We start from the raw sequence: 23051 nt of genomic DNA on the forward strand, positions 1-23051 counted from the left end.
ACCGCACGAAGGTCCTCATGCTCACCACCTTCGACGACGACGAGTACGTCATCCGGGCCCTGCGGGCGGGCGCGCGTGGATACCTGCTCAAGGATCTCCCGGCGGCCGATCTCGCCGCGGCGGTCCGGCTCGTGCACGCCGGTGTCGATCAGTACTCGGCGACCGTGTCCGCCCGCGTGCTCGGCATGCTGCGCGACCCGGGCCGCGGCATCGGCCCGCAACCCGCCGCCGACCTGACCAAACGGGAATCGGAGATCCTGCGCCTGCTGGCGACCGGCGCGTCCAATCGGGAGATCGCTCGCGCCCTGTATGTCAGCGAGGGCACGGTGAAGAACCACGTCTCGAACATCCTGACGCGGCTGGGTGTCCGGGATCGGACCCAGGCCGCGATCTACGCGCTCGACCACGACCTGGCATAGCGGCGGTCAGCGCACCCGGCTGTACTTGATGAAGGCCACGCCGTCCTCGAAGACGCGGCTGGTGAGCACCCGGAACCGGGCAGGTTCGGGCAGGTGACCGGCCGTGCCGAACAGCGGGCGGCCGTGGCCGAGCACCATCGGGTAGAGCTTCAGGAACACCTGGTCGATCTCGGGCAGCAGGGTCTGGGCGAGCTCACCGCCGCCGCACAGCCAGATGCCGAGCCCCTTCTCGCGCTTGAGCTCGCGCACCCGCTCGATCGGGTTCCCGGCGATCAACTCCACATCGGGGGCGGGATTCTCCGGCAGCGTGGTGGACACCACGAACTGCCGCAGATGGGCGTACGGGCTGGAAGTGCCGGTCCGGACGCCGAAATCGTGCGTCTTGCGGCCCATGATCACGGTGTCGAAGTTCTGGCAGGTTTTGTCGACGCCCATCACCTGACGAACCTTGGTCGGGAGGGTCTCGGGATACTGCGCGATGATCGCGGGCCCGTGGTCGCCCCCGACCGGGAAGAAGTCGACCGAGCCCGCATCGGTGGCGATGAATCCGTCGATGGTGGCCGCGACGTAGTAGGTCAGCTTGCGCATTTGTTTCCTCCAGCCGGCACGACACATGCCGCTAGTGAAAAAGGTAGCGCCTCGACAGACGGGATAGGGAGGCTCGGCCACACTGGAATGACCTTGAAGCGAAGAATACCCGCTGGTCTCAGCCGCGCGGGCGGGGTTGGCAACGAGGGCAGAAGAAAGACGAACGGTTCATGAACTTCTCCCGGCGCATGATCGCACCACAGCGCCGACACGGTTCATCCTCGCGCCCATAGGCATTGAGCGACCGCTCGAAGTACCCGGACTGGCCGTTGACGTTCACGTAGAGGGCGTCGAAGGAGGTGCCCCCGGCCCGCAGCGCCTCGTCCATGACGTTCCGCGTCTCGCCGAGCAGCGTGTGCAGCGCGGGCCCGGTCAGCTTGGCCGCCGAGCGCTCACCGTGGATCTTGGCCCGCCACAGCGCCTCGTCGGCATAGATATTGCCGACACCGGACACCACCGTCTGATCCAGCAGCAGCCGCTTGATCTCGGACTGCTTGCCACGCAGGGTCTTCACCACGGCATCGGCGTCGAAGAGCGGATCCAGCGGGTCGCGCGCGATGTGCGCGGCGGACTCGGGCACCCAGGTCCCGTCCACCTCGACCAGATCCGAGAGCATCCAGCCGCCGAAGGTGCGCTGGTCCACGAACCGCAGTTCGTTCCCGTCGTCGAGGGCGGCGATGATGTGCGCGTGCTTCTCCAGCGGCGCGGTCGCGGGCTGCACCAGCATCTGCCCGGACATGCCGAGATGCACGACCAGAGACGTGTCGGGCTCATCGAAGGTGAGCCACAGGAATTTGCCGCGCCGCTGCGCGTTCTCGACGCGCAGACCGGTCAGTCGGGCGGCGAGATCGTCCCCGCCCAGCTCGTGCCGGCGCACCGAACGCGGATGCTCGACCGTCACCCGGTCCAGGACGCGGCCCACCACATGCTCGGTGAGCCCGCGCCGGACGACTTCGACCTCGGGAAGTTCGGGCATCTAGCTCTTCGAGCCGCCGGCCGAACCCTCGGGCGCGTTCTCGGCGTTCAACGCCTTGTAGGCCGCGCCCGCGGCCTTCTGTTCCGCTTCCTTCTTGGAGCGGCCCACCCCCTGGCCGTAACCCTGACCACCGATCACCGCCGTGGCGGTGAACTCCTTGTCGTGATCGGGCCCGGTGGAGGTGATCTCGTAACTGGGCACGCCGATGCCGCGCTCGGCGGTCAACTCCTGCAGGCTGGTCTTCCAGTCGAGCCCGGCCCCCATGCGGGGACCGCGCTCGAGCAGTTCGGCGAACAGCCGCAGCACGACGGTGCGTGCCACATCGATGCCGTGCTGCAGGTGCACCGCACCCAGCAGCGACTCCATGCCGTCGGCCAGGATGCTCGGCTTGTCGCGGCCACCGGTGAGCTCCTCGCCCTTACCGAGCAGGAGATGGCGACCGAGACCGCCCTCACCGAGACAGCGGGCCACCTCGGCCAGCGCGTGCATGTTCACCACGCTCGCGCGCAGCTTCGCCAGCTCGCCCTCGGACTTGTCCGGGTGCTCCAGATAGAGGCGCTCGGTAATGCTCAGGCCGAGCACCGAATCGCCCAGAAATTCCAGGCGCTCGTTGGTCGGCAAGCCACCGTTCTCGTAGGCGTACGACCGGTGCGTCAGCGCTAGGCGCAAAAGCTCCGGTTGTACGTCCACGCCGAGTGCCTCGAGCAGACTGGCATGGTCGGCTGCATCACCTACGGCGGGAATATCCGCCGCATCCTTGCTGGCGGTCACGGTCGCTGAACGCGAATCAGATCGCGGAGGTGACCTGACGGCCCTTGTAGGTGCCGCAGCTCGGGCACGCGATGTGCGGCAGGGTCTTCTGGCCGCAGGCGCGGTTCGGGCAGGTGATCAGGGTCGGCGCGGCGGCCTTCCACTGGCTGCGACGCGCGTGGGTGTTGGCACGGGACATCCGGCGCTTCGGAACGGCCACGACTAGCTCTCCTCTGTCTTCTTACTTGCGGCACGGTTGTGTCCCGCAAGGGTGGAATCGGTTGATGGGTCCGACACAGACTCTGCGTCGGGGGACTCAGCACTGAAATTCGCGAGCCCGGCCCAGCGAGGGTCAAGTATCTCATGACCGTGGCCGGAACCCGCAATCGCCATCTTGACGCCGCATTCCGGGCACAATCCGGCGCAGTCCGGCTCACACAGCGGCTGCAACGGCAGCTCCAGCCCGACGGCGTCGACGACGACCGGCTCGAGGTCGATCATGTCGTCGACGAGACGGTGGATCTCGTCTTCCTCGGTGGTCTGCTCGGTGGCGCTGTCCGGGTAGGCGAACAGCTCGGTGAGCTGCAACTCGATCTCGTCGGTGAAGGATTCGAGGCAGCGCGAGCACTCACCCTCGATGGGAGCGGTCACCGTGCCCATGACGAGCACGCCCTCGGAGACCGACTGCAGCGTCAGATCCATCTCGATCTGCGCACCGGCGGGGATGGCGACCAGGTCGAGCCCGATCCGCGCGTCGGTGGTGAAACTCCGATGCCGTTCCTTCATCGACCCCGGCGCGCGCCCGAGACTGCGTACGTCCAGCGCGAAGCCCGCGTCGGTCATCTGATGACGATGACGCGAAGCTTTACCGGAATCGGCAGGCATCTACGAACTCACTCACCTTAGGTGTGGAATGGGCAACCACCCAACAATACCGAAAGCCCCGCTTGCAGCCCAAATGAGGCAAGCGGGGCGAAACGATCGGCGATCAGCGGCGGAATTCCGAGGCGTAGTCCGGAACGCTGGAGCCGGGGCGGACCTGGTGGCGGCCGCGGCCGAGGATGCGCAGCGTGTTGTGCAGGGTTTCCTCGAAGTCGGCGAGCTTGCCGTCGACGTAGTCGTCGCATTCCTGACGGAGGCGGTCGGAGTCGGCCTGGGCGCCGTCGATGAGCCGGGCGGATTCGGCGTGGGCGGCGCGGACCACCTCGGTCTGCGAGACCAGGCGGTCCTGCTCGGCCTTGCCCTCGGCGACCGAGCGGTCGTAGGAGGCCTGTCCGGCGACGGCCAGGCGGTCGGCCTCGGCGCGGGCGCGGCCGGTGAGGGTGTCGTATTCCTTCTGGCCGTCGGCGACGGTGCGCTCGGCCTCCTCCTCCGCCGAGCCGACCAGGTGCTCGGCGTGGGCGCGGGCCTCGGCGACCATGCGATCGGCGTGCGCCTTGGCGTCGGCGAGGATGCGGTCGGCCTCGTCGCGCGCGGAGGTAACCGTGTGGTGCGCTTGCTCATTGGCGGTCTTGACCGTGGTCTCGGCGCCGGTGCGGGCGTCGGTGACGATCTTGTCGCGATGATCGAGCACGTCCTGGGCGTCGTCGAGTTCGCCGGGCAGCGCCTCGCGGACATCATCCAGAAGTTCCAGCACCTCACCGCGCGGCACGATGCAATTACGGGTCGGCGGGATGCCACGGGCCTCTTCGATGATGGCCACCAGTTCGTCGAGCGCTTCGAATACCCGGTACATGTGCTACCCCACTCTCCTGCCAGGACTCACGGCGAGACTCTCCGCTTCCGCCAGTCTGCCAATCTCAGCGCTGTCAACAAGGTCCGACGCGGCGTGTCGCCGGTTTTCCGGAACATGGTCTGTTTCACAGACCACAAAAACAAGTGGAGGAATCCACTCCACTTGGTGTTACCGTGGAAGGGCGAGAACGTGTCGGCCAATGGCAGTGGCCCGGAAGAACTCCGGACCGCCCGGCCGACACCCATGTGTTCGGATGGGGAAGACGATGGCTGTCCACGAGATTCCGGAACGGGCGACGATGCCCGTGACCGGGCTGGTGAACACCTATACCTACGGCACCGAGGCCCTGGCCTACGGCACCGAGGCCCTCGCCCACGGCACCGAGGCCCTGCACGCGACAGGCTCGCGCTGGCTGGGCCGGCTCGGGGTATGGCTCCGCGGCGACGCGGTCTTCGCGCAGTTGATTCGCTTCGCCCTGGTGGGCGGCCTCAGCAATGTCGGCTACATCCTGCTGTTCCTCGCGCTCTACGGCGGCGGCCCGCAGCTGGCCAATCTGGCCGGCTCCATCGTGAGCACCGCGCTGGCCAACGAGATGCACCGGCGGCTCACCTTCCAGGCGGCCGACCGCGTGCGCTGGTACACAGCGCAATTGGAGGGCGGCGCGCTCGCGCTGGCCGGACTGGCCATCACCTCGGGTGGGCTGGCCATTCTCGAGGTCACCGAGCCGGGCATCGGCGGCCTCGCCGAAGCCATTGCGGTGCTGGGTATCACCGCCGCGGTCGGCACCATGCGCTTCCTCACCCTGCGGCTCTGGGTGTTCTGAGCCCCACCCACTCCGTGTTCTCCGCGTGTGCGGGAACCCTTTTCGGCCTGTCCGCGTCCAAGACAGCATCGACGACGAAAGGGGTTCCGACATGGACCGTTGGCGCGGATGCCTTGGGGGACGGCGGGATACGGCCGGGCCGCGACCACAGCGGCCGACGGGGCGGGTCTGCGGGTCGTGCGTGCGGCACCGGCGCCCGCGGCCGCCCCGCCGGGAGGGCGAGTGACAACCCGGACCCCGGCTGCCGCCGCGGCGATGGGCGCTACGGCCGAGACGATCGCCACCAGCGCCGAGGGGACGGCCGGGAGTGGCGGACGGCGGTGCGGGACAGGCGGATCCCGGCAGGCGCTGCTCGAGGGGTGCGGCGCACAGCGGAGCCTCGGGCAGCAGCGGGGGCACGGGCGACAGCGCAGACCTGGGCAGCACGGGCTCGCGCCGGCCCTGGGCCGGCGAGAACAGCATCGGCAGTTGATCCGGGCCGTGCTGCCGGACATGGCGGCGGGCACCGTGGTGAGTCACCAGTCGGCGGCCGTGCTGTACGGCACCACGCTCTGGCGCACTCCCCTGGACCGCCTGTGCGTCACCCGCAACCGCCGCGGCGGCGGCCGGACCAGGCCCTGCACGAAAGTCCATGGTTCGCGGGTGGATTCGGCGGCGGAGCTCGACGGGCTGCTGGTCACCACCCCGGCGCGGACGGTGGTGGATCTGGCCCTGACCCTGCCGTTCGACGCGGCCGTCGTGGCGGGCGACGCGCTGGCGGGCATGTTCGGGCTGGGAGCGGCCGAACTGGGCGAGGAGCTCGCCCGGGCCAAGGGCCGCTACGGGATCGGCCAGGCGAAGCAGGTGATCGCGATGCTCGACGGCCGCAGTCAGAGCATCGGCGAGTCCCTCAGCCGCACCATGATCCAGCAGCACGCGTTGCCGCTGCCCCGATCGCAGGGCAATGTGCTGACCCCGGACGGCCGGTTCGTCGGCCGGGTCGACTTCTATTACGAATCCGCCGGTGTCCTCTGCGAATTCGACGGCCCCACCGAATACGGCCGGCTGTTGCGGCCGGGTCAGGACCTCGCGGCCGCCGTGCAGCGCGAGCGGACCCGCGAAACCTATCTGCGCGCCCTCGGTTTCGACGTGGTCCGCTGGACCTGGGACGACCTGGTCAGGGGGTGGCCGGCCCGGCACCTGCGGTCCGCCCTGGCCACCCGCCGACGCCGCCCGGAGGGCCGGATCGAGCCGGCTCCGGCGCCCGAACCGCGCAGCCTGACGGTCCGCGCACTGTGATACCGCGATCCGCGCACTCTGAACCGGGCCGGATTCCGCAGGGGCGGAAGGGGTTGCGCCCCTGCGGTGGCGATCAGGCCCGGCGTTCGGCGATGCGGGCGAGCAGGCGCTTGTGGACGATCGGCGGGAGCAGGTCGGCGACGTCACCGCCGTAGGCGGCGACCTCCTTGACCAGGGAGCTGGAGACGAAGCCGTAGGCCGGGTTGGTGGCGATGAAGTAGGTGTCGACACCGGTGAGCTTGCGGTTCATCTGGGCCATCTGGAGCTCGTAGCCGAAGTCGGTGGCATCGCGCAGGCCCTTGACGATGGCGGTGATGCCCTGCTGTTTGGCGAAGTCGACCAGCAGGCCGCGCCAGGATTCCACCCGCACATTGGGCAGGTGGGCGGTAACCTCGCGGATCAGGTCCATCCGCTCCTCGACGGTGAACATGCCCTGTTTGTTGGGGTTCACCACGACGGTCACGACGACCTCGTCGAATTGCCCGGCGGCGCGGGCGATCACGTCGAGATGTCCATTGGTCACGGGGTCGAACGACCCGGGGCACAGTGCTCCAGCCATGGTCGAACGCTACCGCATGTCGGCGAGGCTGCCGCGGCCCGGTCCGGCCGGTGCTGCGCAGTTATGCCTGGTCAGCTATGGTTCCACAACCTAGCAACTGCTTGCTCCCCGTTTGCGTACTGTTCGGTTTTCTCGCGTTGATCGTTTCCTGACCCAATTGCGAAGCTGCATCGGCAATCTCGCTCGATGAAGGAAGTACACACATATGGCAAGGGCATCGTTGGGTCGGAAGATCGCAGTCACCGTGGCTGCGACGGTGAGCGCGTTCAGCGGCCTGGTGGGCGCGTCCGCGTCGGCCGATCCGGGGAACGGCCAAGGGGCGGCGCCGGAACACATCTTCTACATCATGATGGAGAACCAGGGGGACGATGACATCCTCGGCAACACCGCCGACGCGCCGTTCATCAACCAGCTGGCCAACGACAACGGCGTGTCCACCGGTTTCCACGGTGTGACCCACCCGAGTCTGCCGAACTACCTCTCCATGTTCTCGGGCGACTTCCAGGGCATCTGGGACGACTGCAAGGCCGGCGCCGACTCCACCTGCGCCCCCGAGGAATTCGTCCCGAACTCCGGTGACGGCACCTCCGGCGCCGCGCTGACCCCGGCTCAGATCGCCAGCGCGACCGCCAAGCCGCACATGTTCGCCGGCAAGAACCTGGTCGACGAGCTCGAGGGCAAGGGCAAGTCCTGGAAGGCCTACATGGGCGGTATGCCGCAGGCCGGCTTCCAGGGCGAGTTCGCGCCGGGCGACGTCGACGGCACCGCGGTCAAGCTGTACGCCCAGAAGCACAACCCGTTCATGTACTTCTCGGACGTCAACTCCCCCGGCAACGCCCGCCTGCAGAAGGTCGTGCCGTTCGAGAACAACTTCGACGCCGACTTGAAGAGCGGCAACGTGCCGGCCTTCACCTGGATCAGCCCCGACCAGTGCTCGGACATGCACGGCCTCTCCCACGCGGCCGCGACGCTGATCAACAAGCCGACCTGTGAGGAGCCGGCTTCCGGTGTGGCGCACGGCCCGATCCACCTGGGTGACGACTATCTGAAGGACACCGTCACCAAGATCACGAACTCGGACGTCTGGAAGAAGACCCGCTCCAGCATCGTGATCGCCTGGGACGAGAACGACTACTCCGGCTTCTCCGGCGGCCCGGGCAGCCCGGTCGGCGCCAATGGCACCGTGCTCGGTGGCGGCGACGCCCCGCTGTTGGTGATCAACTCCGACAAGGTGCACAAGGAGCAGGGCGAGAAGGGCAAGCCCCAGCCCCACCACAAGACGTCCACCGACCTCGCCGACCACTACTCGGTGCTGTCGGCCATCGAGCAGATGTGGGACCTGGGCTGCCTGGCCAACACCTGCCAGTACAAGGCTCCCGAATCGCTGCGGGACCTGTTCCAGAACTGACGTTCTCGGACATTCCTGACGATGCCCGCCGTGTCGCACACGGCGGGCATCGCCGTATCCGCCGCTCCCGCTTCCGATCTCGCGACGGGCCGGGCCTCAGAGTTCGAGCGCGGCCTCCGCGCCGAAGGTGCGGACCAGGGCCGGGTCGTTGAACGCGGTGATGCGCCCGATCCTGGCCCCGATCAGCGTCAGGACGTGAATCCCGTAGGCCTCGTAGTGGTGGTCGTCGACGCGTTTGTGAACGATGAAGGCGGGCTGGCCATTCGCGCGGGTCGGCGTGAAACGCCACAGGCCCGGCCGCAGGATACGGCTGCGCAGGAATCCGAGGACCGCCTCGCGTCCGGTGAACCACGTTGGCGTGGGCGGCATTTCCATCTCCACGTCGGCACGCAGGAGTTGGAGCAGCGCGGCATGGTCGGCGCGGGTGAACGCGTCGACATAGCCGTCGAGCAGCCGCCGCTGCGCGAGTTCGTCCGGCTCGGCCAGGTCCGCCTCCACCGGCCCGGCCTGCGCCAATCGGCTCCGCGCCCGCCGCAGCGCACTGTCCACGGCGGTCGGCGTGGTGTCCAGCATGGCGGCGACCTCCGCGGTCCGGAAGGCCAGCACGTCGCGCAGCGTCAGCACCGCGCGCTGCCGGGCGGGCAGCAGTTGCAGTGCCGCAATGAAGGCCAGCCGCACCCCCGTCCGCCCGGCCACGATGGCGGCCGGATCGTCGAACCCGAACAACGAGTCCGGCGCGGGCTGCAACCACGCCACCTCGGGCTCCCGGGCCGCCATCGCCACCCGGTGATCGTCCTCCGGCGCACCCAGCCCCGACGGCAGTGGCCGGCGCGAGCGCCCCTCCAGCGCGGTCAGGCAGGCCATGGTGGCGATCTTGTACAGCCAGTGCCGCAGCGACGACCGGCCTTCGAACCCGCCGAACCCCCGCCAGGCCCGCAGGTAGGTCTCCTGCACCAGGTCCTCGGCATCGTGCACCGACCCCAGCATGCGATAGCAGTGCGCGAGCAGCTCCGGCCGGAATCGCTGTGTGAGAGCAGTGAATTCGCGCTCGGTGGGCGGTGCGATGACCGCGGGCCGTTCGGTGTCGGAGGGCATGGCCGCTACTCCCGGAGGTGCGCTGGTCGTCATGGTCGCGACCCCTCAGCCGATCTGCTTCAGCCCGGCGCCGCTCACCAAGTATTCCGCCGCGCTGCCGGCATCATCGGCGAGTTCGACCACCGCCTTGCCGACCTGTTCGGGTGTGAGCACCGGCGCCATCCCGGCGAGATAGGTTTCCACGTCGATGCCCTGCCGGGCGGCATACCCCGCGACCCCTTTCCGGCCGAGCTCGGTGGCCGGTGTCAGCCGGGGCAGCAGCGCCACGAACCGGATTCCGAGCCCCGCGCGGTCCGATTCCTCGGCGGCGTACGTCCGGATGAATCGGATGGTGGACTTGGCTCCCGCATATCCGCCGCTGAGCGGCGACCCGGCCAGCGCGGCCCCGCTCGACATGGCGATCACCACACTCCCCGGGGGCAGCGGCTCCCGCAGGGCGGCCCCGATCCAGACGAACGCCTGCTTGGTATCAGTCTCCCAGTTGCGGCTGAAGGTCTCCCAGGTCTGCTCGTGCACGGGGGCCAGGGGCGGAGTGGCCCCGGCATTGAGCACCAGCAAATCCGGCCGGTACCCGCGAATCACCTTCTGCGCCACGGCTTCCTCGGTCGCGTCGGCCGCCACCGGCACGAATCGGTCCCCGAGCTCCGCACGGACGTCCTGTAGTGCCTGCTCGTCCCGCGCCACGCCGATCACCCGCGCGCCCGACGCGACGAGCGAGGCGGCGATCGCCCGCCCGAATCCCCGGCTCGCACCGGTGACCACGGCGGTCCGTATCGAATCCGACATCACGTACTCCCTACTCCGGTCTGTTCCTGTCGGTATTCAGACCGGCGGCAGCCGGGAAATCCGTCGGGTGTCAGCCTTCGAATTCGGCCAGATCGATGCGCGTTTCGCCGTAGGTGCGGGACTTCAGCGGTGCGTAGCCGTCGGGCCAGGACATCTCGGGCGAGCGGGTGGAGCGTTCGACGACGATGAGGGCGTCGTCGTGGAGCCAGCCGTTGGCGGCGAGGGCGCGCAGGTCGGCCTGCACGTCGGCGACGTCGAGGTCGTAGGGCGGGTCGGAGAAGACCAGGTCGTAGCGTTCCGGCGGCGCACCCGACAGGACGCTGATGACCGAGTTCTGGCGCAGCTCCGCGCCCGGTAGCCCGAGGTCGCCGATATTGCCGCGAATGATGGCGGTGGCCTTGCGGTCCGCTTCGATGAGCAGCGCGTGCGAGGCGCCGCGGGACAGCGCCTCCAGGGCCAGCGCCCCCGAGCCCGCGTAGAGGTCGAGGACGTGCAGGCCGTCGAAATCCATGCGGGCGTGCAGGAGGCTGAACAGCGCCTCGCGCACCCGGTCGGAGGTGGGGCGGGTGCCCGCCGGGGGGACGCGCAGGCGTCGGCCCCCGGCGGTACCCGCCACGATGCGGGTCATTCGGCGGCGGCCTCGGTGAGGCTCACGTCGACTAGCAGGTCGCCGCCCTCCACCTGCTGCACCTTGGCGATGGCCACACGGCGGACCACGCCGGCGCGCGGGGCGGTGATGGCGGCCTCCATCTTCATGGCCTCGATGGTGCCGATGGTGTCGCCCGCCGCGACCGAATCGCCTTCGGAGACGGCCAGGGTCACCACGCCGGCGAAGGGCGCCGCGATGTGGCCGGCATTGGTCTTGTCGGCCTTCTCGGCGGCGGGGATCTCGCTGGCGATGGAGCGGTCGCGCACCGTGATGGGGCGCAGCTGCCCGTTGAGGATGCACATGACCGTGCGCATGCCGCGCTCGTCGGGTTCGGAGATGGCCTCCAGGCCGATGAGCAGGGTGACGCCCTTGTCGAGCTGGACGTGGTGTTCTTCGTCGTGGCGCAGGCCGTAGAAGAACTGGTTGGCCGACAGCCCGGTGGTGTCGCCGAACTTCTCGCGGTGGGCGACGAATTCGGCGGTGGGGCCGGGGAACAGCAGGCGGTTGAGGGTGGCCCGGCGCTCGGCCGAGGTCCCGTTCAGCCCGGCCTCGTCGGCCGCGGTCAGCTGGGTTTCCGGCTTGGCGGGGCCGCGGCCGGCGAGGGCGCGGCTGCGGAAGGGCTCGGGCCAGCCGCCGGCCGGGGTGCCGAGTTCGCCGCGCAGGAAGCCGATGACCGAGTCCGGGATGTCGTAGCGGCCCGGGTCGGCGGCGAAGTCCTCGACGTCGACGCCGGTGCCGACCAGTGCCAGCGCCAGATCGCCGACCACCTTGGAGGACGGGGTGACCTTGACCAGCCGGCCCAGCATCCGGTCGGCCGCGGCGTATTTGGCCTCGACCTGCTCGAACTGGTCGCCCAGGCCGAGCGCGATGGCCTGCTGGCGCAGGTTCGACAGCTGGCCGCCGGGAATCTCGTGGTGGTAGACGCGGCCGGTCGGCCCCGGCAGCCCGGATTCGAACGGCGCGTACACCTTTCGCAGCGCCTCCCAGTACGGCTCCAGGTCGCACACGTTCTGCAGGTTCAGCCCGGTGTCGTGGGGCGAATTCGCCGCTGCCGCAACGATGGCCGAGAGCGCGGGCTGAGACGTGGTGCCCGCCATGGGCGCCGACGCGCCGTCGACGGCGTCCGCACCGGCCTGCCAGGCCGCCAGGTAGGTGGCCAGCTGGCCGCCCGGGGTGTCGTGGGTGTGCACGTGCACGGGCAGGTCGAACTCCCGGCGCAGCGCGGTGACCAGGGTGTGCGCGGCGGGCGCGCGCAGCAGTCCGGCCATGTCCTTGATGCCGATGACGTGCGCCCCGGCCTCGACGATCTGCTCGGCGAGCTTGAGGTAGTAGTCGAGGGTGTAGAGGTCCTCGCTCGGGTTCGACAGGTCGCCGGTGTAGCTGAGCGCGACTTCGGCCAGAGCCGTGCCGGTTTCGCGGACGGCGTCGATGGCCGGGCGCATCTGGTCGACATTGTTGAGCGCGTCGAAGATGCGGAAGATGTCGATGCCGGTGGCGGTGGCCTCGGAAACGAAAGCGCGCGTGACCTTTTCGGGGTACGGCGTGTAGCCGACGGTGTTGCGGCCGCGCAGCAGCATCTGCAGGTTGATGTTCGGCACCGCCTCGCGCAGCGCCGCGAGCCGCTCCCACGGGTCCTCGTAGAGGAAGCGCAGCGCCACGTCGTAGGTTGCGCCGCCCCAGCATTCGATGGACAGCAGCTCGGGCGTCATGCGCGCCACGTGCCCGGCCACATCGAGCAGGCCATTGGTGCGGACCCGGGTCGCCAGCAGCGACTGGTGCGCGTCGCGGAAGGTGGTGTCGGTGACGGCCACCCCCTCGCGGTTGCGCAGCCACTGCGCGAAGCCGTCCGGTCCCAGCTCGAGCAGCCGCTGCCGGGTGCCGGGCGGGGGCGGCACGGTCATGTCGAGGGCGGGCAGCTTGTCGTGCGGGTACACCTTGGTCGGCCGCGAGCCGTGCGGCTTGTTCACGGTGACGTCGGCCAGGTACTGCAGGATCTTGGTGCCGCGGTCGGCCGAGCTCTTGAGGGTGAGCAGCTGCGGCCGCTCGTCGATGAACGAGGTGGTCACCCGGCCCGCGCGGAAGTCCGGATCGTCCAGCACCGCGAGCAGGAACGGGATGTTGGTCGTCACGCCGCGGATGCGGAATTCGGCGACCGCGCGCCGGGCTCGCGCCACCGCGGTGGCGAAATCGCGTCCGCGGCAGGTGAGCTTGACCAGCATGGAGTCGAAGTAGGCCCCGACCTCCGCGCCGACATTCGCGCCGCCGTCCAGGCGGACGCCCGCGCCGCCGGGCGAGCGGTAGCCGGTGATGCGGCCGGTGTCGGGCCGGAAGCCGTTGGCCGGGTCCTCGGTGGTGATGCGGCACTGCAGCGCCGCGCCCCGGATCTGGATGCCGTCCTGGCTCAGGCCCAGATCCGCCAGGGTCTCCCCGGCGGCGATGCGCAGCTGCGACTGCACCAGGTCGACATCGGTGATCTCCTCGGTCACCGTGTGCTCCACCTGGATTCGCGGGTTCATCTCGATGAACACGTGATTCCCGCGCTCGTCGAGCAGGAATTCCACGGTGCCCGCGCAGGAGTAACCGATCTGGCGGGCGAAGGCCACCGCGTCGGCGCAAATGCGGTCGCGGAGTTCGGGATCCAGATTCGGGGCCGGGGCGAGCTCGATCACCTTCTGGTGGCGGCGCTGCAGCGAGCAGTCGCGCTCGAAGAGGTGGATGACATTGCCCTGCTGGTCGGCCAGGATCTGTACCTCGATGTGGCGGGGGTTGACCACCGCCTGCTCCAGGAAGACGGTCGCGTCGCCGAAGGCGGATTCGGCCTCGCGCGCGGCGGCCTCGATGGATTCGCGCAGCTGGGCCGGATCTGTGACCCGCCGCATGCCGCGCCCGCCACCGCCGGCCACGGCCTTGACGAACAGCGGGAACTCCATGGACTCCGCGGCGGTCATGAGCGCGTCCACATCCGCGGACGGTTCGCTCGAGCGCAGCACCGGCAGTCCGGCGGCCTTGGCGGCGGCGATGGCGCGCGCCTTGTTACCGGTCAGTTCGAGGACCTGCGCGGACGGGCCGATGAAGGTGATGCCCTCGCGGGCGCAGGCGGCGGCCAGGTCCGGGTTCTCCGACAGGAAGCCGTAGCCCGGGTAGATGGCGTCGGCACCGGCGCTCTTGGCGGCCTTGATGATCTCCTCGATCGACAAGTACGCCCGCACGGGGTGGCCGGGCTCACCGATCTGGTAGGCCTCGTCGGCCTTGAGCCGGTGCACGGAGTTGCGGTCCTCGTACGGAAAAACCGCGACGGTACCGATGCCGAGTTCGTAGGCCGCGCGGAAGGCGCGAATGGCGATCTCGCCGCGGTTGGCGACCAGGACTTTGGAGAACATGGGTAGAAGGTACCTGCCCGGGGATACGGATCGGGCATCGAAGTCCCGTTCGGTGCAATCTTCACAGGACAGACCTTCCGGTTGCGAATTTGTGTTAATCACCGCGATACATCCCTGTCGGTGAGGGTTGCGACGCTCCGACCACGGAATTCGCCGTCATGCTAAGGATTGCGCCCCCGCGGCCCGCCGAGGCGCGGGCGCGCGCCGAGACATCCCGGTGCCCGGATTGCGGCGCGATCGTGTCCGAGACCACACCGCCGGCCGCCAAAGCCGCGCGAGAAGGCTTGCGCGCCGGTAACATCCGGCGCGAGGAGGGGACGGTGAGATCGTTCGCGTCGCGCGCGCCGCTGCTGTGCGGTGTCGCGGTCGTGCTCGCCGCCGCGACCGGCTGTGCCACCAGCGTTTCCGGGCAACCGGTGCGGCAGCAGACCGATCCGGCCAGCCTCGAGGTCGGCAACTATCAGGTCACGCCGCGCGTGGTGGGAAATGCCAAGACCGACAAGCAATCCCGCATCCGCGAATCACAGCGGCTGTCGGACTACGTGGCGCTGCCGTTCGAGGCCGACCGGGACTACGCCTACGAGTGCTCCAACGACGTCCGCCCGCACATCGTCACCAATCACAAGGGCCTGGGCGACATCCTCATCAACGACACCTTCGACGAGGTCGCCCACGATCTGCGCGGCGGCTGGGTCGATACCTGGTGCACCGGATCCGATTCCGACGACAAGCACCGCAGGCTGAGCATCGCGGTGCTGGAGCTGCCGGACGCCGGGCGCGCCGCGGCCGTCGGCCCCGCGCTCGAACACGACGATTTCACCTACAACGTCGACAACCGGGCCGTCACCCTGCCGAAATACCCTGACAGCAAGGCGCATTGGCGGCCGAACGTGGCCTCGATCGGCTCCTGGACCGTGCACGACCGCTACGTGGTGTTCATCAAGGTGGTCGACGAGCTGGCCGCCGCACCGGATCTGGCCGACCTGACCGCCCGCACCGAACGGATGCTGGACGTGGCGCTGCCGCTGCTGGACCGGTTCCAGCCCACACCCACGGACCGGTTCGAGCACCTGCCGCTCGATCCCGACGGCATTCTCGGCCGCACCCTGCCGACGAATCCCGAAGAGCCCATGCGGCCGGATCCGGACGGGGTGTACACGGGCCGCGGCGCGCTGCAGAGCCTGACCGACAACGACCTCGATTTCCTGACGGTCGGCGACATCGACCTGGTCGGCTACGGCGACGCGCTGGTGTTCCACAGCCGGACCGGGACGGCGGCCCGCGCGCTGTGGGACCGGTGGAATCCGTCCACGGACACCTCCGGCGATCGCCGGAGCATCGCCCCGCCGCCGAGTTTCCCCGGCGACATCGGCTGTTTCGCGGTGCTGGACCACGGAAATGTGGTCGCCAACCAGTGCAACTTCCACGTGGACCGGTACACCGTGCAGATCGGCGCCATGAACGTGCCGGAGCTGTATCAGAAGACCTCGGCCGAGTACGTCCTGGTGACGAGCAGGTGACGGCGTGAGGCGAATCCGCGAATTCCGCAGGCCGCGAATGGTTCTGGCGATCGTGACGGTGGTGACGGCCGTCCTGGCGTTGGGCGTCGCGGCGGCGTCGTCGACGGTTCCGGGTCGCCCGATCCCCGGCATGACACCGGCCGACCTCTCGAAACTCGTTGTCGGACCGTATCCTTCGGCCCCGGTCGAGTACGCCCCGACGTACTCGGTCGCCACCGACGCGTACCAGATCGAGTCGCGCCGCATGATGACCTATCTGGTCGGTCCGGACGAAATCGATCCCGACGTCACGTATCTGGGCGGGGCCCGGGTGCTGGACACCTCCGACGCGAACTTCGACGACACCGACGGGCCCTTCCCCAAGGCCTGGCAGGCGGTCGCCCAGAACAATCGCATGATCGCGGGCGCGTACATCTGGCGAAACAACAACAGTGTCCGGGCGCGCAAGCACATCACGCTGGCGGTCATGCGGTTTCCGACCGAGCCGGCCGCCCGGGCCGCGATCGACGGGTTCGCCGATGCGCTGGCCGCCCCTGGGCTGCACCCGATTCCGATCGACGGCGTCGACGCGCGGGCGTCGTCGATCACCGATGCCAAGGGCCAGGTCTTCGCGGTGCACGGCGTGTACGCGATAGTCGGCCACGCCGTGATCCCGCAGGCCGATCCGGCCGCGCTGGGGGTGCGATTGCGGGCCATGGTGCAGGCCCAGCTCGCCCGGATGGCCGATCTGACGCCGACGCCGCTGGAGGACCTCCCCGATCTGCCGATCAACCCCGACAACATCCTGGGATCGACGCTGCCGAACAAGTACGACACCTCCGACGCCGACCAGTTCGGGTGGAATTACGGCGGTGTCTACACCCCGGCGGGCGCCCTGCACTACGAACGCGACGGCGCCGCCGCCCGCAAGGCATTCGCCGCGGCCGGGGTGGATCTGGTCGCCCGCAATGCGGCGACCGTCTACCGCACCCGGGACCTGGCGGCCGCCTTCGGTTTACAGGCCGCGCTGACCACCCTGGGCCGCGACGACGACGAATTCCCCAATCCACCCGGCATCACCGACGCGCACTGCATCCAGCTCGATGAACCCGAGCCGATTCGCCAGTACACCTACATCTGCGCGGTCGTGTACGGCCGGTATGTCGCGGTGATCGGAGCGGAGGCGCGGTTCAGCGGCGGCGCACCGGCCTCGTTCCCGCAACGGGTGGCGGCGCAGTATTCGATGCTGGCCAAGAGCGGACAGTCATGACCACCGAGCGCACCAGCACCCTGCCCGGCCGCCTGGTCCTGCTGGCATTGGCGGCCGTCCTCGCGGCGTCGTGCGGCTCGGACCATCGCGATCCCGCGACTCCCGCTTCGAGGGCCGCGATCGTCGATACCTCTCAACTGGATCCGGGCAACTACCCGGTTGTACCGCGCACGATCACCAGCCAGAAGCCCGACATCACGGTGGGCGATCTGCTGCAGGAGTCGATCCGGATGGCCGAGCACGTGCCGCTGGCCCTGGATATCGACAACCGCCTGGTGTTCAACAATTCCGCGCACGCGATCACGGCGGACTACCCGCCGATCAGCATCGACAACTTCAATGACGAAGCGCCGGGCCTGATCTCGGGCTGGGAGTCGGGCGGGCGGCATCGGTCCGACACCACGCTCGGGCTGAACGTGGACATCACGGTGCTGCGGTTCGCGAAGCCCGAGCAGGCCGCGACGGCCGGGAATTTCCTTGTCGGACTGGCCAGTCCGGATAATCCGGACAAGGGGCCGCTGCAGATTCCCGGGTACCCCACCGCCAAGGCGGCGCTGACCTCGCTCGAATGGGTGAAGGCCACCTACGCGCGGGACGACTACCTCTACTGGCTCTACATCGAGGACGACCTCACGGTGCCCGACGGTCCGGGGGCTCTGCTGGACACGGCGAAACTGGTGCTGGACAAGACGATCGAGGCCATGCGGGACTACCGGCCCACCCCGCTGGATCAGCTCGCCGGGCTGGCCGCCGATCCCGAGGATCTACTCGGCCGCACCCTGCCGCCGGGCAAGGGCCAGATCTGGGCGACCGAGGGACTGTACGGTCCCCATGCCGCCCTGACCCTCGACGACCGGCCGGTGGCCACCCGGCGCGCCTTCGACGAGGCCGGGGTGGACCTGGTTGCGCACGCGCTCTCCGGCGTCTACCGGGCCCGGGACGCGGCGGGCGCGCAACGGCTCACCGGCGCCTTCGTGGACGAGCTGGGCGACCGGTACAAACCCATCGACCCGCCGCCCGGCCTGGCGACCGCCCGGTGCCTGCAACTGAAGGACGAGAAGGACACCGCCGGACCGAAATTCATGTGCTATCTGCCCTACGACCACTTTGTCGCCGAGGTGTTCGCCGACCAGTCCCAGGATCTGCGCCAACGACTTTCGGCACAGTACGAGCTACTGGCCTACGGGCACATCTGATGCCGGGCCGGGTGTGACGATCGTTGCTACATTCGTAAGGTCGGGATCCCGGCAGTGCTGAGGGAGGATGTCCATGCCGTTGCGGCCCGGCACGATCGTGGGCGGCCACCGGGTGATCCGAGTGCTCGGCAGTGGCGGCATGGGCACCGTGTATCTGGTGCAGGATCCGATGTTCCCGCGGCGGCTCGACGCGCTGAAGGTGCTCAGCGCCGATCTGTCCCACGACGAGCACTACCGGGCGCGGTTCGAGCGCGAGGCGAATCTCGCGGCGGAACTGGATCATCCGAACATCGTCACGGTCTACGCGCGCGGCGAGGAGGACGGCCGGCTGTGGATCGCCATGCAGTACGTGCCCGGCACCGACGCCGCCGTGGAATTGAAGAAGAACCCCGCCGGCATGACGCCGCAGCGGGCGCTCCGCATCATCACCGAGGTCGGCAAGGCCCTCGACCACGCGCACCGGCGCGGGCTGCTGCACCGGGATGTGAAACCCGCGAACTTCCTGCTCTCGCCGGGTGAACCGGACGACGAGCCCGGCGGCCTGGAGCGGGTGCTGCTCACCGATTTCGGTGTGGCCAAATCGATTACCGACGGCCGCGAGCTCACCGCCACCGACAGCCTGATGGCGACGCTGGCCTACGCGCCGCCCGAACGCCTGGTCGCCGGGCCGCTCGACCATCGCGGCGACATCTACAGCCTGGGCTGCGCGTTCGTGAAGCTGCTCACCGGCCGCACCCCGTTCCCGGTGACCTCCCTGGCCCAGGCCACCCTGGGTCACCTCCAGGAGCCGCCGCCCGCGCTGAGCCCGCTGCGCCCGGATCTGCCGCCGGCGCTGGACGCGGTCATCGCCAAGGTGCTGGCCAAGGATCCGGACCACCGCTACGCCACCTGCCACGACTTCACCCATGACGCGGCGCTGGCACTGCAGGGCCGGATGCCGTCCGCCGCACCGGTCGTCCCCGAGCCGCGCCGACGGCGCCGGCTCGCTCCGGCCATCGCGGCAATCGTTGTGCTGCTCGGTATTTCGGGCGTCACCGCCTTCCTGGCCACCAACCACGAGTCCGGCGGCTCGACCGGCGCGACCACCACCGTGCACACCGATGCGCTGGATCAGGTTCGCTCCGCCCACCCCACCTTCCAGAACAAGACCGTCGCCGCGTTCAACTTCGGCGACGGCAGCCTCTCCGCCGACCTGGACACCAGCGATCAGGCGAAGTTCCTGGTGGACATCGGCTTTCGCTACAGCACCGACTACCGCGCCCAGCCCGGCGAGGCGTCGCCGCGTCCACTGTCCCCCTCCGACGTCTCGGTCCCCGATGTCGACATCGTGATCGTCGTGCGCACCGACCGGCAGGCGGGCAACGGCGGCCTGCGCGGCCTGCCCAGCGGCTTCCTCTCCTCCAGCCTCTCCCACGCCAGGCTGGTGATCGTCGACGATCCCGCCACCGTCCAGTCCTTCCAGACCTGGACCGATCGCTCCCCCGACGTCCTGGTCCAGAAGGTCGTGCCCGCGATCGTGAAGGTGCTCTGACCGAGCCCGGTCGACGTCCTCCGCATCGAGAGTTGTTGTGGCGCTTGATGGGCGGCCCGGCGCAGTTGCGCCACCGCGGTTGGCCGGACCCCCCGGTCCTGTTACGCTGCGGCCCGGACAGGAGGTCGAGGTGATCGGAAAGCGGTGGGGGGTCCGGTGCCTGCCGGTCGTGGCCGTGCTGGCGCTGGCGGGATGCGGATCGTCCCCGGCAACCCAAATCAGTCCCGGTGCAACGACTTCCGCGCATTCGAACCGGGATCTGTGCACGCGGATGATCGACTTCTTCCACAACACGCTCGGCGTTCCCGAGGTGCAGGTGGCCGAACTCAGCCAGGGCACGATCGACGCTTCGATCGACACCACCGGATCCTGCTACCTGAACCTGCAGCGCCGCGCCCCCTACGTGGCGTGGCTGACGGTCCGCAATATGCACAAGCCGGACCACACCGACCCGATCGGCGCCCGTTACCAGCGCCTGGACGGTTTAAGTGAGGACGTCTGGCGCACCCCGGACGACAGCTACCTCACCCGGGTCGGCACCTGGGAAGGGATGCTGGCGATCGATGACAAGATCGCCGCGACGAGCTCGGTCCCGTTGCGGATGACGGACCAGAAGGTCCAGGACACCATCCAATTCCTCATCGCGACCACCCGCGACATGCAATAGCGCCCGCCCCTCCGGAATCCGCCGTCCCTAGGCTGGCGTCATGACCGAGCAACCGCGACTGCGCTATCGACTGATCACCGGGCCCGACGACGCGACCTTCTGCGAGCGGATCAGCGCACTGCTGGACGAGGGGTATCGATTGCACGGATCACCGGCGGTGACATTCGACGGCACCGCGGTCATCGCCGCGCAGGCGGTGGTGTGGGGCGATGACTGACGGGCTCGAGCCCGTCGCCGATGCGGCGGGCGGCCGCGGACAATTCCGTGAGGTAGTGGCGGCGTTCGGTGCGGGTGACATCCTCACGCAGGGGGCCGATCTGTAATTCCATGACCGCGTGGCCGCCGCCGTCGAAAACCGGGGCACTCATATAACTGAGCGGCAGTGTCGCGTCGCTGTCGAAGGTCTGCTGGTCGTAGGCGCTGCCGCCGAAGGTCGCCAGCTGCGCCAGCACCTTGCCCTGCAGGTCCGTGTTTCCCGGATGTTCGGCGAGGTGGTCGGCGACCTCGGAGAGCACCCGGACTCCGGGGAGGCTGTCGCGTTCCAGCCGCCAGGCACAGTAGCCTGCGGTGCGGAGGGTATCGAGGACGGCGCGATATTCGTCACGTCGCTCGGCCCCGCGGGTGTCGATCCAATCCCGTTGGCGGGCCGCGCCGGTGTGGGCGATGATCGCGGCCCCGGCCGGCGCGAGCAGCGGAATCCGTACGCCGGACTCCATTCCCACGGTGAGGCGGTCGCGGGTGACGGCGACGAACTTCAGATGGCCGCCGCTGAGCGCGGTCAGCGCCGCACCACAGTCGACACGATCGGCCAGCCGCGCCAATTCCCGGTCCAGCCAGGCGCGATCGCGCTGCCCCAGCGCGGCGCGCGCCCCGACCGCGGCGAGCCGCTCGCCGAGTTCATAGCGCAGATCGGGCCGCCGGCGCACCCAGCCACCTGCGGCGAGCGCGGCCAGGATCGCTCCGGTGGTGGAGCGGTTCAGGTCCAGGCTGTCGGCGATCTCGGCGGAGGTGAGCGAGTCGTCCTGGGCGGCCAGCAGTTCCACGATGGCGATGACGCGCTGGGTGGGCGGTGAGCTCTCGGTCTTGCCAGTGGGCACGCGGGTCTCCTAGCCTGAGCCGCAGCACAAATAGCCGTACGGCTGAATACGAATAGTTGCACCGAGGAGCAGGGCATGGCAACCACCGGGGTGAAGGGTTGATCGCGGATTTCGCCGACCACTGGCTGCTGTACTGCTCCATCCCGCTCGTCGCCGCCCTCATCGGCTGGGTGACCAAGATCGTCGCCGTGCAGATGCTGATGTATCCGCTCGAATTCAAGGGCATCCCACCGTGGCTGGGCTGGCAGGGCGTCATTCCACGCTCCGCGCCGCGCATGGCGACCATCGCGGTGGATCTCATGTTCGGCAAGCTCATCGATCCGCAGGACATCATCGCTCGCATCGATGTCGCCGAACTGACCACGCGGCTGCGCGAACCTCTCGACGCCGGTGTCGATTACATGGTCCGCGCCATGATGATGAAGCATCAGCCCCGGCTCTGGGTGAACATGCCCGACGCCGCCCAGCGCGCCATCATCGAACGCGCGCAACGGGATCTACCGCAGTTGATCGAGGACATCGTCTACGACCTGCGCACCAATATCGACCAGGTGATGGATCTGCGCGGCATGGCCATCAGCGCGCTGGTGGACGACAAGTCGCTGCTGGTGGAGATGGTGCGCCGGGTGGGCCGCAACGAGCTGCGCTTCATCGTGCGCTCGGGCCTGATCTTCGGCACGGTGCTGGGCTTCGTGCAGATGATCACCTGGGCGCTCACCCACTCCCCGCTGCTCATGCCTGCTTTCGGCGGTTTCACCGGATTGATCACCGACTGGCTGGCGTTGCAGATGATCTTCCGTCCGATTCGTCCGGTCGGTATCGGACCGGTCAAGTGGCAGGGCCTGTTCCACAAGCGCCGGGAGCAGGTCTGCACCGACTACGGCGATCTCATCGCCACCGAGATCCTCACTCCCGCACGCATTCTCGAGGCCGTCCTCAATGGCGAGCGTGCCGACCGATTGGCATCTCTCCTGAGCCGGCACGTCAGCGAGTTCCTCGAACTGCAGACCGGCCCGGCCCGCCCGCTCATGATGATGCTCGCGCGCGACAGCTACACCGCCCTGGAACGCGATGCGGTCACCTTCGTGCTCGATCACGTCAAGGCCGCCGCGCACTCCGGTTTCGATCAGCACGCCATCGAGGCGCTGGATGTGCGCAACCTCGTCATCGAGAAGACGAAGCAACTCACCGACGACGAGTACGAGGGCCTGCTGCGCCCGGCCTTCAAACAGGACGAATGGAAGCTGGTGGCCATTGGCGCGGTGCTCGGGTTCCTGGTCGGCGAACTCCAGGTTCACCTGATTCTGGGGTGAGCCCGCTGATTTCGGCGTGCATTCCGGACCTC

General features: G+C 68.8%; 23 protein-coding genes. 11 read left to right on the top strand and 12 right to left on the bottom strand.

Translation table 11 applies throughout. From position 1 onward, the window contains the following. A partial coding sequence (locus ACFXN1_RS42880; RefSeq protein WP_379463904.1) for a LuxR C-terminal-related transcriptional regulator occupies positions 1-419 on the top strand: 419 nt, incomplete at its 5' end. Between the two features lie 6 nt (positions 420-425). Here the strand turns inward: ACFXN1_RS42880 and ACFXN1_RS42885 are convergent. From ACFXN1_RS42885 to ACFXN1_RS42910, 6 genes are all read right to left on the bottom strand, one after another. Then, on the bottom strand, positions 426-1007 hold the full coding sequence (locus tag ACFXN1_RS42885) for a dihydrofolate reductase family protein (protein WP_379402766.1): 582 nt from the start codon (positions 1005-1007) through the stop codon (positions 426-428). 118 nt (positions 1008-1125) lie between these two features. Continuing rightward, positions 1126-1983 carry a bifunctional DNA-formamidopyrimidine glycosylase/DNA-(apurinic or apyrimidinic site) lyase gene (gene mutM / locus ACFXN1_RS42890; protein WP_379441039.1) on the bottom strand — a complete coding sequence of 286 codons (858 nt, stop codon included), beginning with the start codon at positions 1981-1983 and terminating at the stop codon, positions 1126-1128. Next, positions 1984-2754 (bottom strand): ribonuclease III, encoded by a 771-nt coding sequence (gene rnc, locus ACFXN1_RS42895; protein WP_379402768.1) that lies wholly within the window; start codon positions 2752-2754, stop codon positions 1984-1986. It abuts the gene before it with no gap. A 16-nt stretch (positions 2755-2770) separates the two neighbouring features. Continuing rightward, positions 2771-2953, bottom strand: a complete 183-nt coding sequence (rpmF, locus tag ACFXN1_RS42900; protein ID WP_040859971.1) for a 50S ribosomal protein L32 — start codon at positions 2951-2953, stop codon at positions 2771-2773. Positions 2954-2955: 2 nt separating this feature from the next. Then, on the bottom strand, positions 2956-3576 hold the full coding sequence (locus ACFXN1_RS42905) for a YceD family protein (protein WP_379402769.1): 621 nt from the start codon (positions 3574-3576) through the stop codon (positions 2956-2958). A gap of 145 nt (positions 3577-3721) precedes the next feature. Next, complete coding sequence (locus tag ACFXN1_RS42910; protein WP_379402770.1) at positions 3722-4468, bottom strand: DivIVA domain-containing protein; 747 nt, start codon at positions 4466-4468, stop codon at positions 3722-3724. A gap of 265 nt (positions 4469-4733) precedes the next feature. Between ACFXN1_RS42910 and ACFXN1_RS42915 the strand changes: the two genes are divergently transcribed. After that, positions 4734-5291: a GtrA family protein gene (locus ACFXN1_RS42915; protein WP_379402771.1), complete on the top strand. Its 558-nt coding sequence runs from the start codon at positions 4734-4736 to the stop codon at positions 5289-5291. Between the two features lie 222 nt (positions 5292-5513). Continuing rightward, entirely contained in the window at positions 5514-6569 is a 1056-nt protein-coding gene (locus ACFXN1_RS42920) for a hypothetical protein (RefSeq protein ID WP_379441040.1), read from the top strand. A 73-nt stretch (positions 6570-6642) separates the two neighbouring features. Here the strand turns inward: ACFXN1_RS42920 and coaD are convergent, their stop codons facing one another. Further along, complete coding sequence (coaD, locus tag ACFXN1_RS42925) at positions 6643-7128, bottom strand: pantetheine-phosphate adenylyltransferase (RefSeq protein WP_379386787.1); 486 nt, start codon at positions 7126-7128, stop codon at positions 6643-6645. 244 nt (positions 7129-7372) lie between these two features. Here coaD and ACFXN1_RS42930 point away from each other — a divergent pair, with 244 nt between their 5' ends. After that, the gene (locus ACFXN1_RS42930; RefSeq protein WP_379463905.1) at positions 7373-8536 is read left to right on the top strand and encodes an alkaline phosphatase family protein; all 1164 of its coding nucleotides are present in this window, start codon (positions 7373-7375) and stop codon (positions 8534-8536) included. 96 nt (positions 8537-8632) lie between these two features. Here ACFXN1_RS42930 and ACFXN1_RS42935 read toward each other — a convergent pair whose 3' ends face one another. The 4 genes from ACFXN1_RS42935 to ACFXN1_RS42950 form a co-directional block, all read right to left on the bottom strand. After that, positions 8633-9631 carry a sigma-70 family RNA polymerase sigma factor gene (locus ACFXN1_RS42935; protein WP_379441068.1) on the bottom strand — a complete coding sequence of 333 codons (999 nt, stop codon included), beginning with the start codon at positions 9629-9631 and terminating at the stop codon, positions 8633-8635. A gap of 45 nt (positions 9632-9676) precedes the next feature. Next, complete coding sequence (locus ACFXN1_RS42940) at positions 9677-10417, bottom strand: SDR family oxidoreductase (protein WP_379441042.1); 741 nt, start codon at positions 10415-10417, stop codon at positions 9677-9679. A gap of 70 nt (positions 10418-10487) precedes the next feature. Then, entirely contained in the window at positions 10488-11045 is a 558-nt protein-coding gene (rsmD, locus tag ACFXN1_RS42945) for a 16S rRNA (guanine(966)-N(2))-methyltransferase RsmD (protein ID WP_379441044.1), read from the bottom strand. Further along, positions 11042-14446 (bottom strand): pyruvate carboxylase, encoded by a 3405-nt coding sequence (locus ACFXN1_RS42950; protein WP_379441046.1) that lies wholly within the window; start codon positions 14444-14446, stop codon positions 11042-11044. Before ACFXN1_RS42950 ends, rsmD begins: the two co-directional genes overlap by 4 nt. Positions 14447-14766: 320 nt before the next feature. Between ACFXN1_RS42950 and ACFXN1_RS42955 the strand changes: the two genes are divergently transcribed. The 6 genes from ACFXN1_RS42955 (at position 14767) to ACFXN1_RS42980 (ending at position 20826) form a co-directional block, all read left to right on the top strand. After that, a complete protein-coding gene (locus tag ACFXN1_RS42955) occupies positions 14767-15966 on the top strand; it encodes a hypothetical protein (RefSeq protein WP_379441047.1) in 1200 nt (399 codons plus the stop codon). A gap of 4 nt (positions 15967-15970) precedes the next feature. After that, positions 15971-17215: a hypothetical protein gene (locus ACFXN1_RS42960; protein WP_379441049.1), complete on the top strand. Its 1245-nt coding sequence runs from the start codon at positions 15971-15973 to the stop codon at positions 17213-17215. Beyond that, on the top strand, positions 17212-18411 hold the full coding sequence (locus ACFXN1_RS42965; protein WP_379441050.1) for a hypothetical protein: 1200 nt from the start codon (positions 17212-17214) through the stop codon (positions 18409-18411). The genes ACFXN1_RS42960 and ACFXN1_RS42965 overlap by 4 nt, the downstream gene beginning before the upstream one ends. A gap of 73 nt (positions 18412-18484) precedes the next feature. Next, a complete protein-coding gene (locus ACFXN1_RS42970) occupies positions 18485-19942 on the top strand; it encodes a serine/threonine-protein kinase (protein ID WP_379441052.1) in 1458 nt (485 codons plus the stop codon). Positions 19943-20213: 271 nt separating this feature from the next. Further along, positions 20214-20609 (top strand): hypothetical protein, encoded by a 396-nt coding sequence (locus ACFXN1_RS42975; RefSeq protein WP_379441053.1) that lies wholly within the window; start codon positions 20214-20216, stop codon positions 20607-20609. Between the two features lie 40 nt (positions 20610-20649). Next, positions 20650-20826, top strand: coding sequence for a DUF1737 domain-containing protein (locus ACFXN1_RS42980; protein WP_379402782.1), 177 nt, complete (start codon positions 20650-20652; stop codon positions 20824-20826). Here ACFXN1_RS42980 and ACFXN1_RS42985 read toward each other — a convergent pair. Continuing rightward, positions 20789-21706: a helix-turn-helix domain-containing protein gene (locus ACFXN1_RS42985; protein WP_379441055.1), complete on the bottom strand. Its 918-nt coding sequence runs from the start codon at positions 21704-21706 to the stop codon at positions 20789-20791. The genes ACFXN1_RS42980 and ACFXN1_RS42985 overlap by 38 nt on opposite strands. Positions 21707-21804: 98 nt before the next feature. On the opposite strand from ACFXN1_RS42985, the gene ACFXN1_RS42990 reads away from it, so the two are divergent. Continuing rightward, positions 21805-23019: a DUF445 domain-containing protein gene (locus ACFXN1_RS42990; protein ID WP_379402784.1), complete on the top strand. Its 1215-nt coding sequence runs from the start codon at positions 21805-21807 to the stop codon at positions 23017-23019. Positions 23020-23051 lie beyond the last annotated feature (32 nt).

The sequence above is a fragment of the Nocardia sp. NPDC059154 genome, from assembly GCF_042755705.1.
Lineage (GTDB): Bacteria > Actinomycetota > Actinomycetes > Mycobacteriales > Mycobacteriaceae > Nocardia.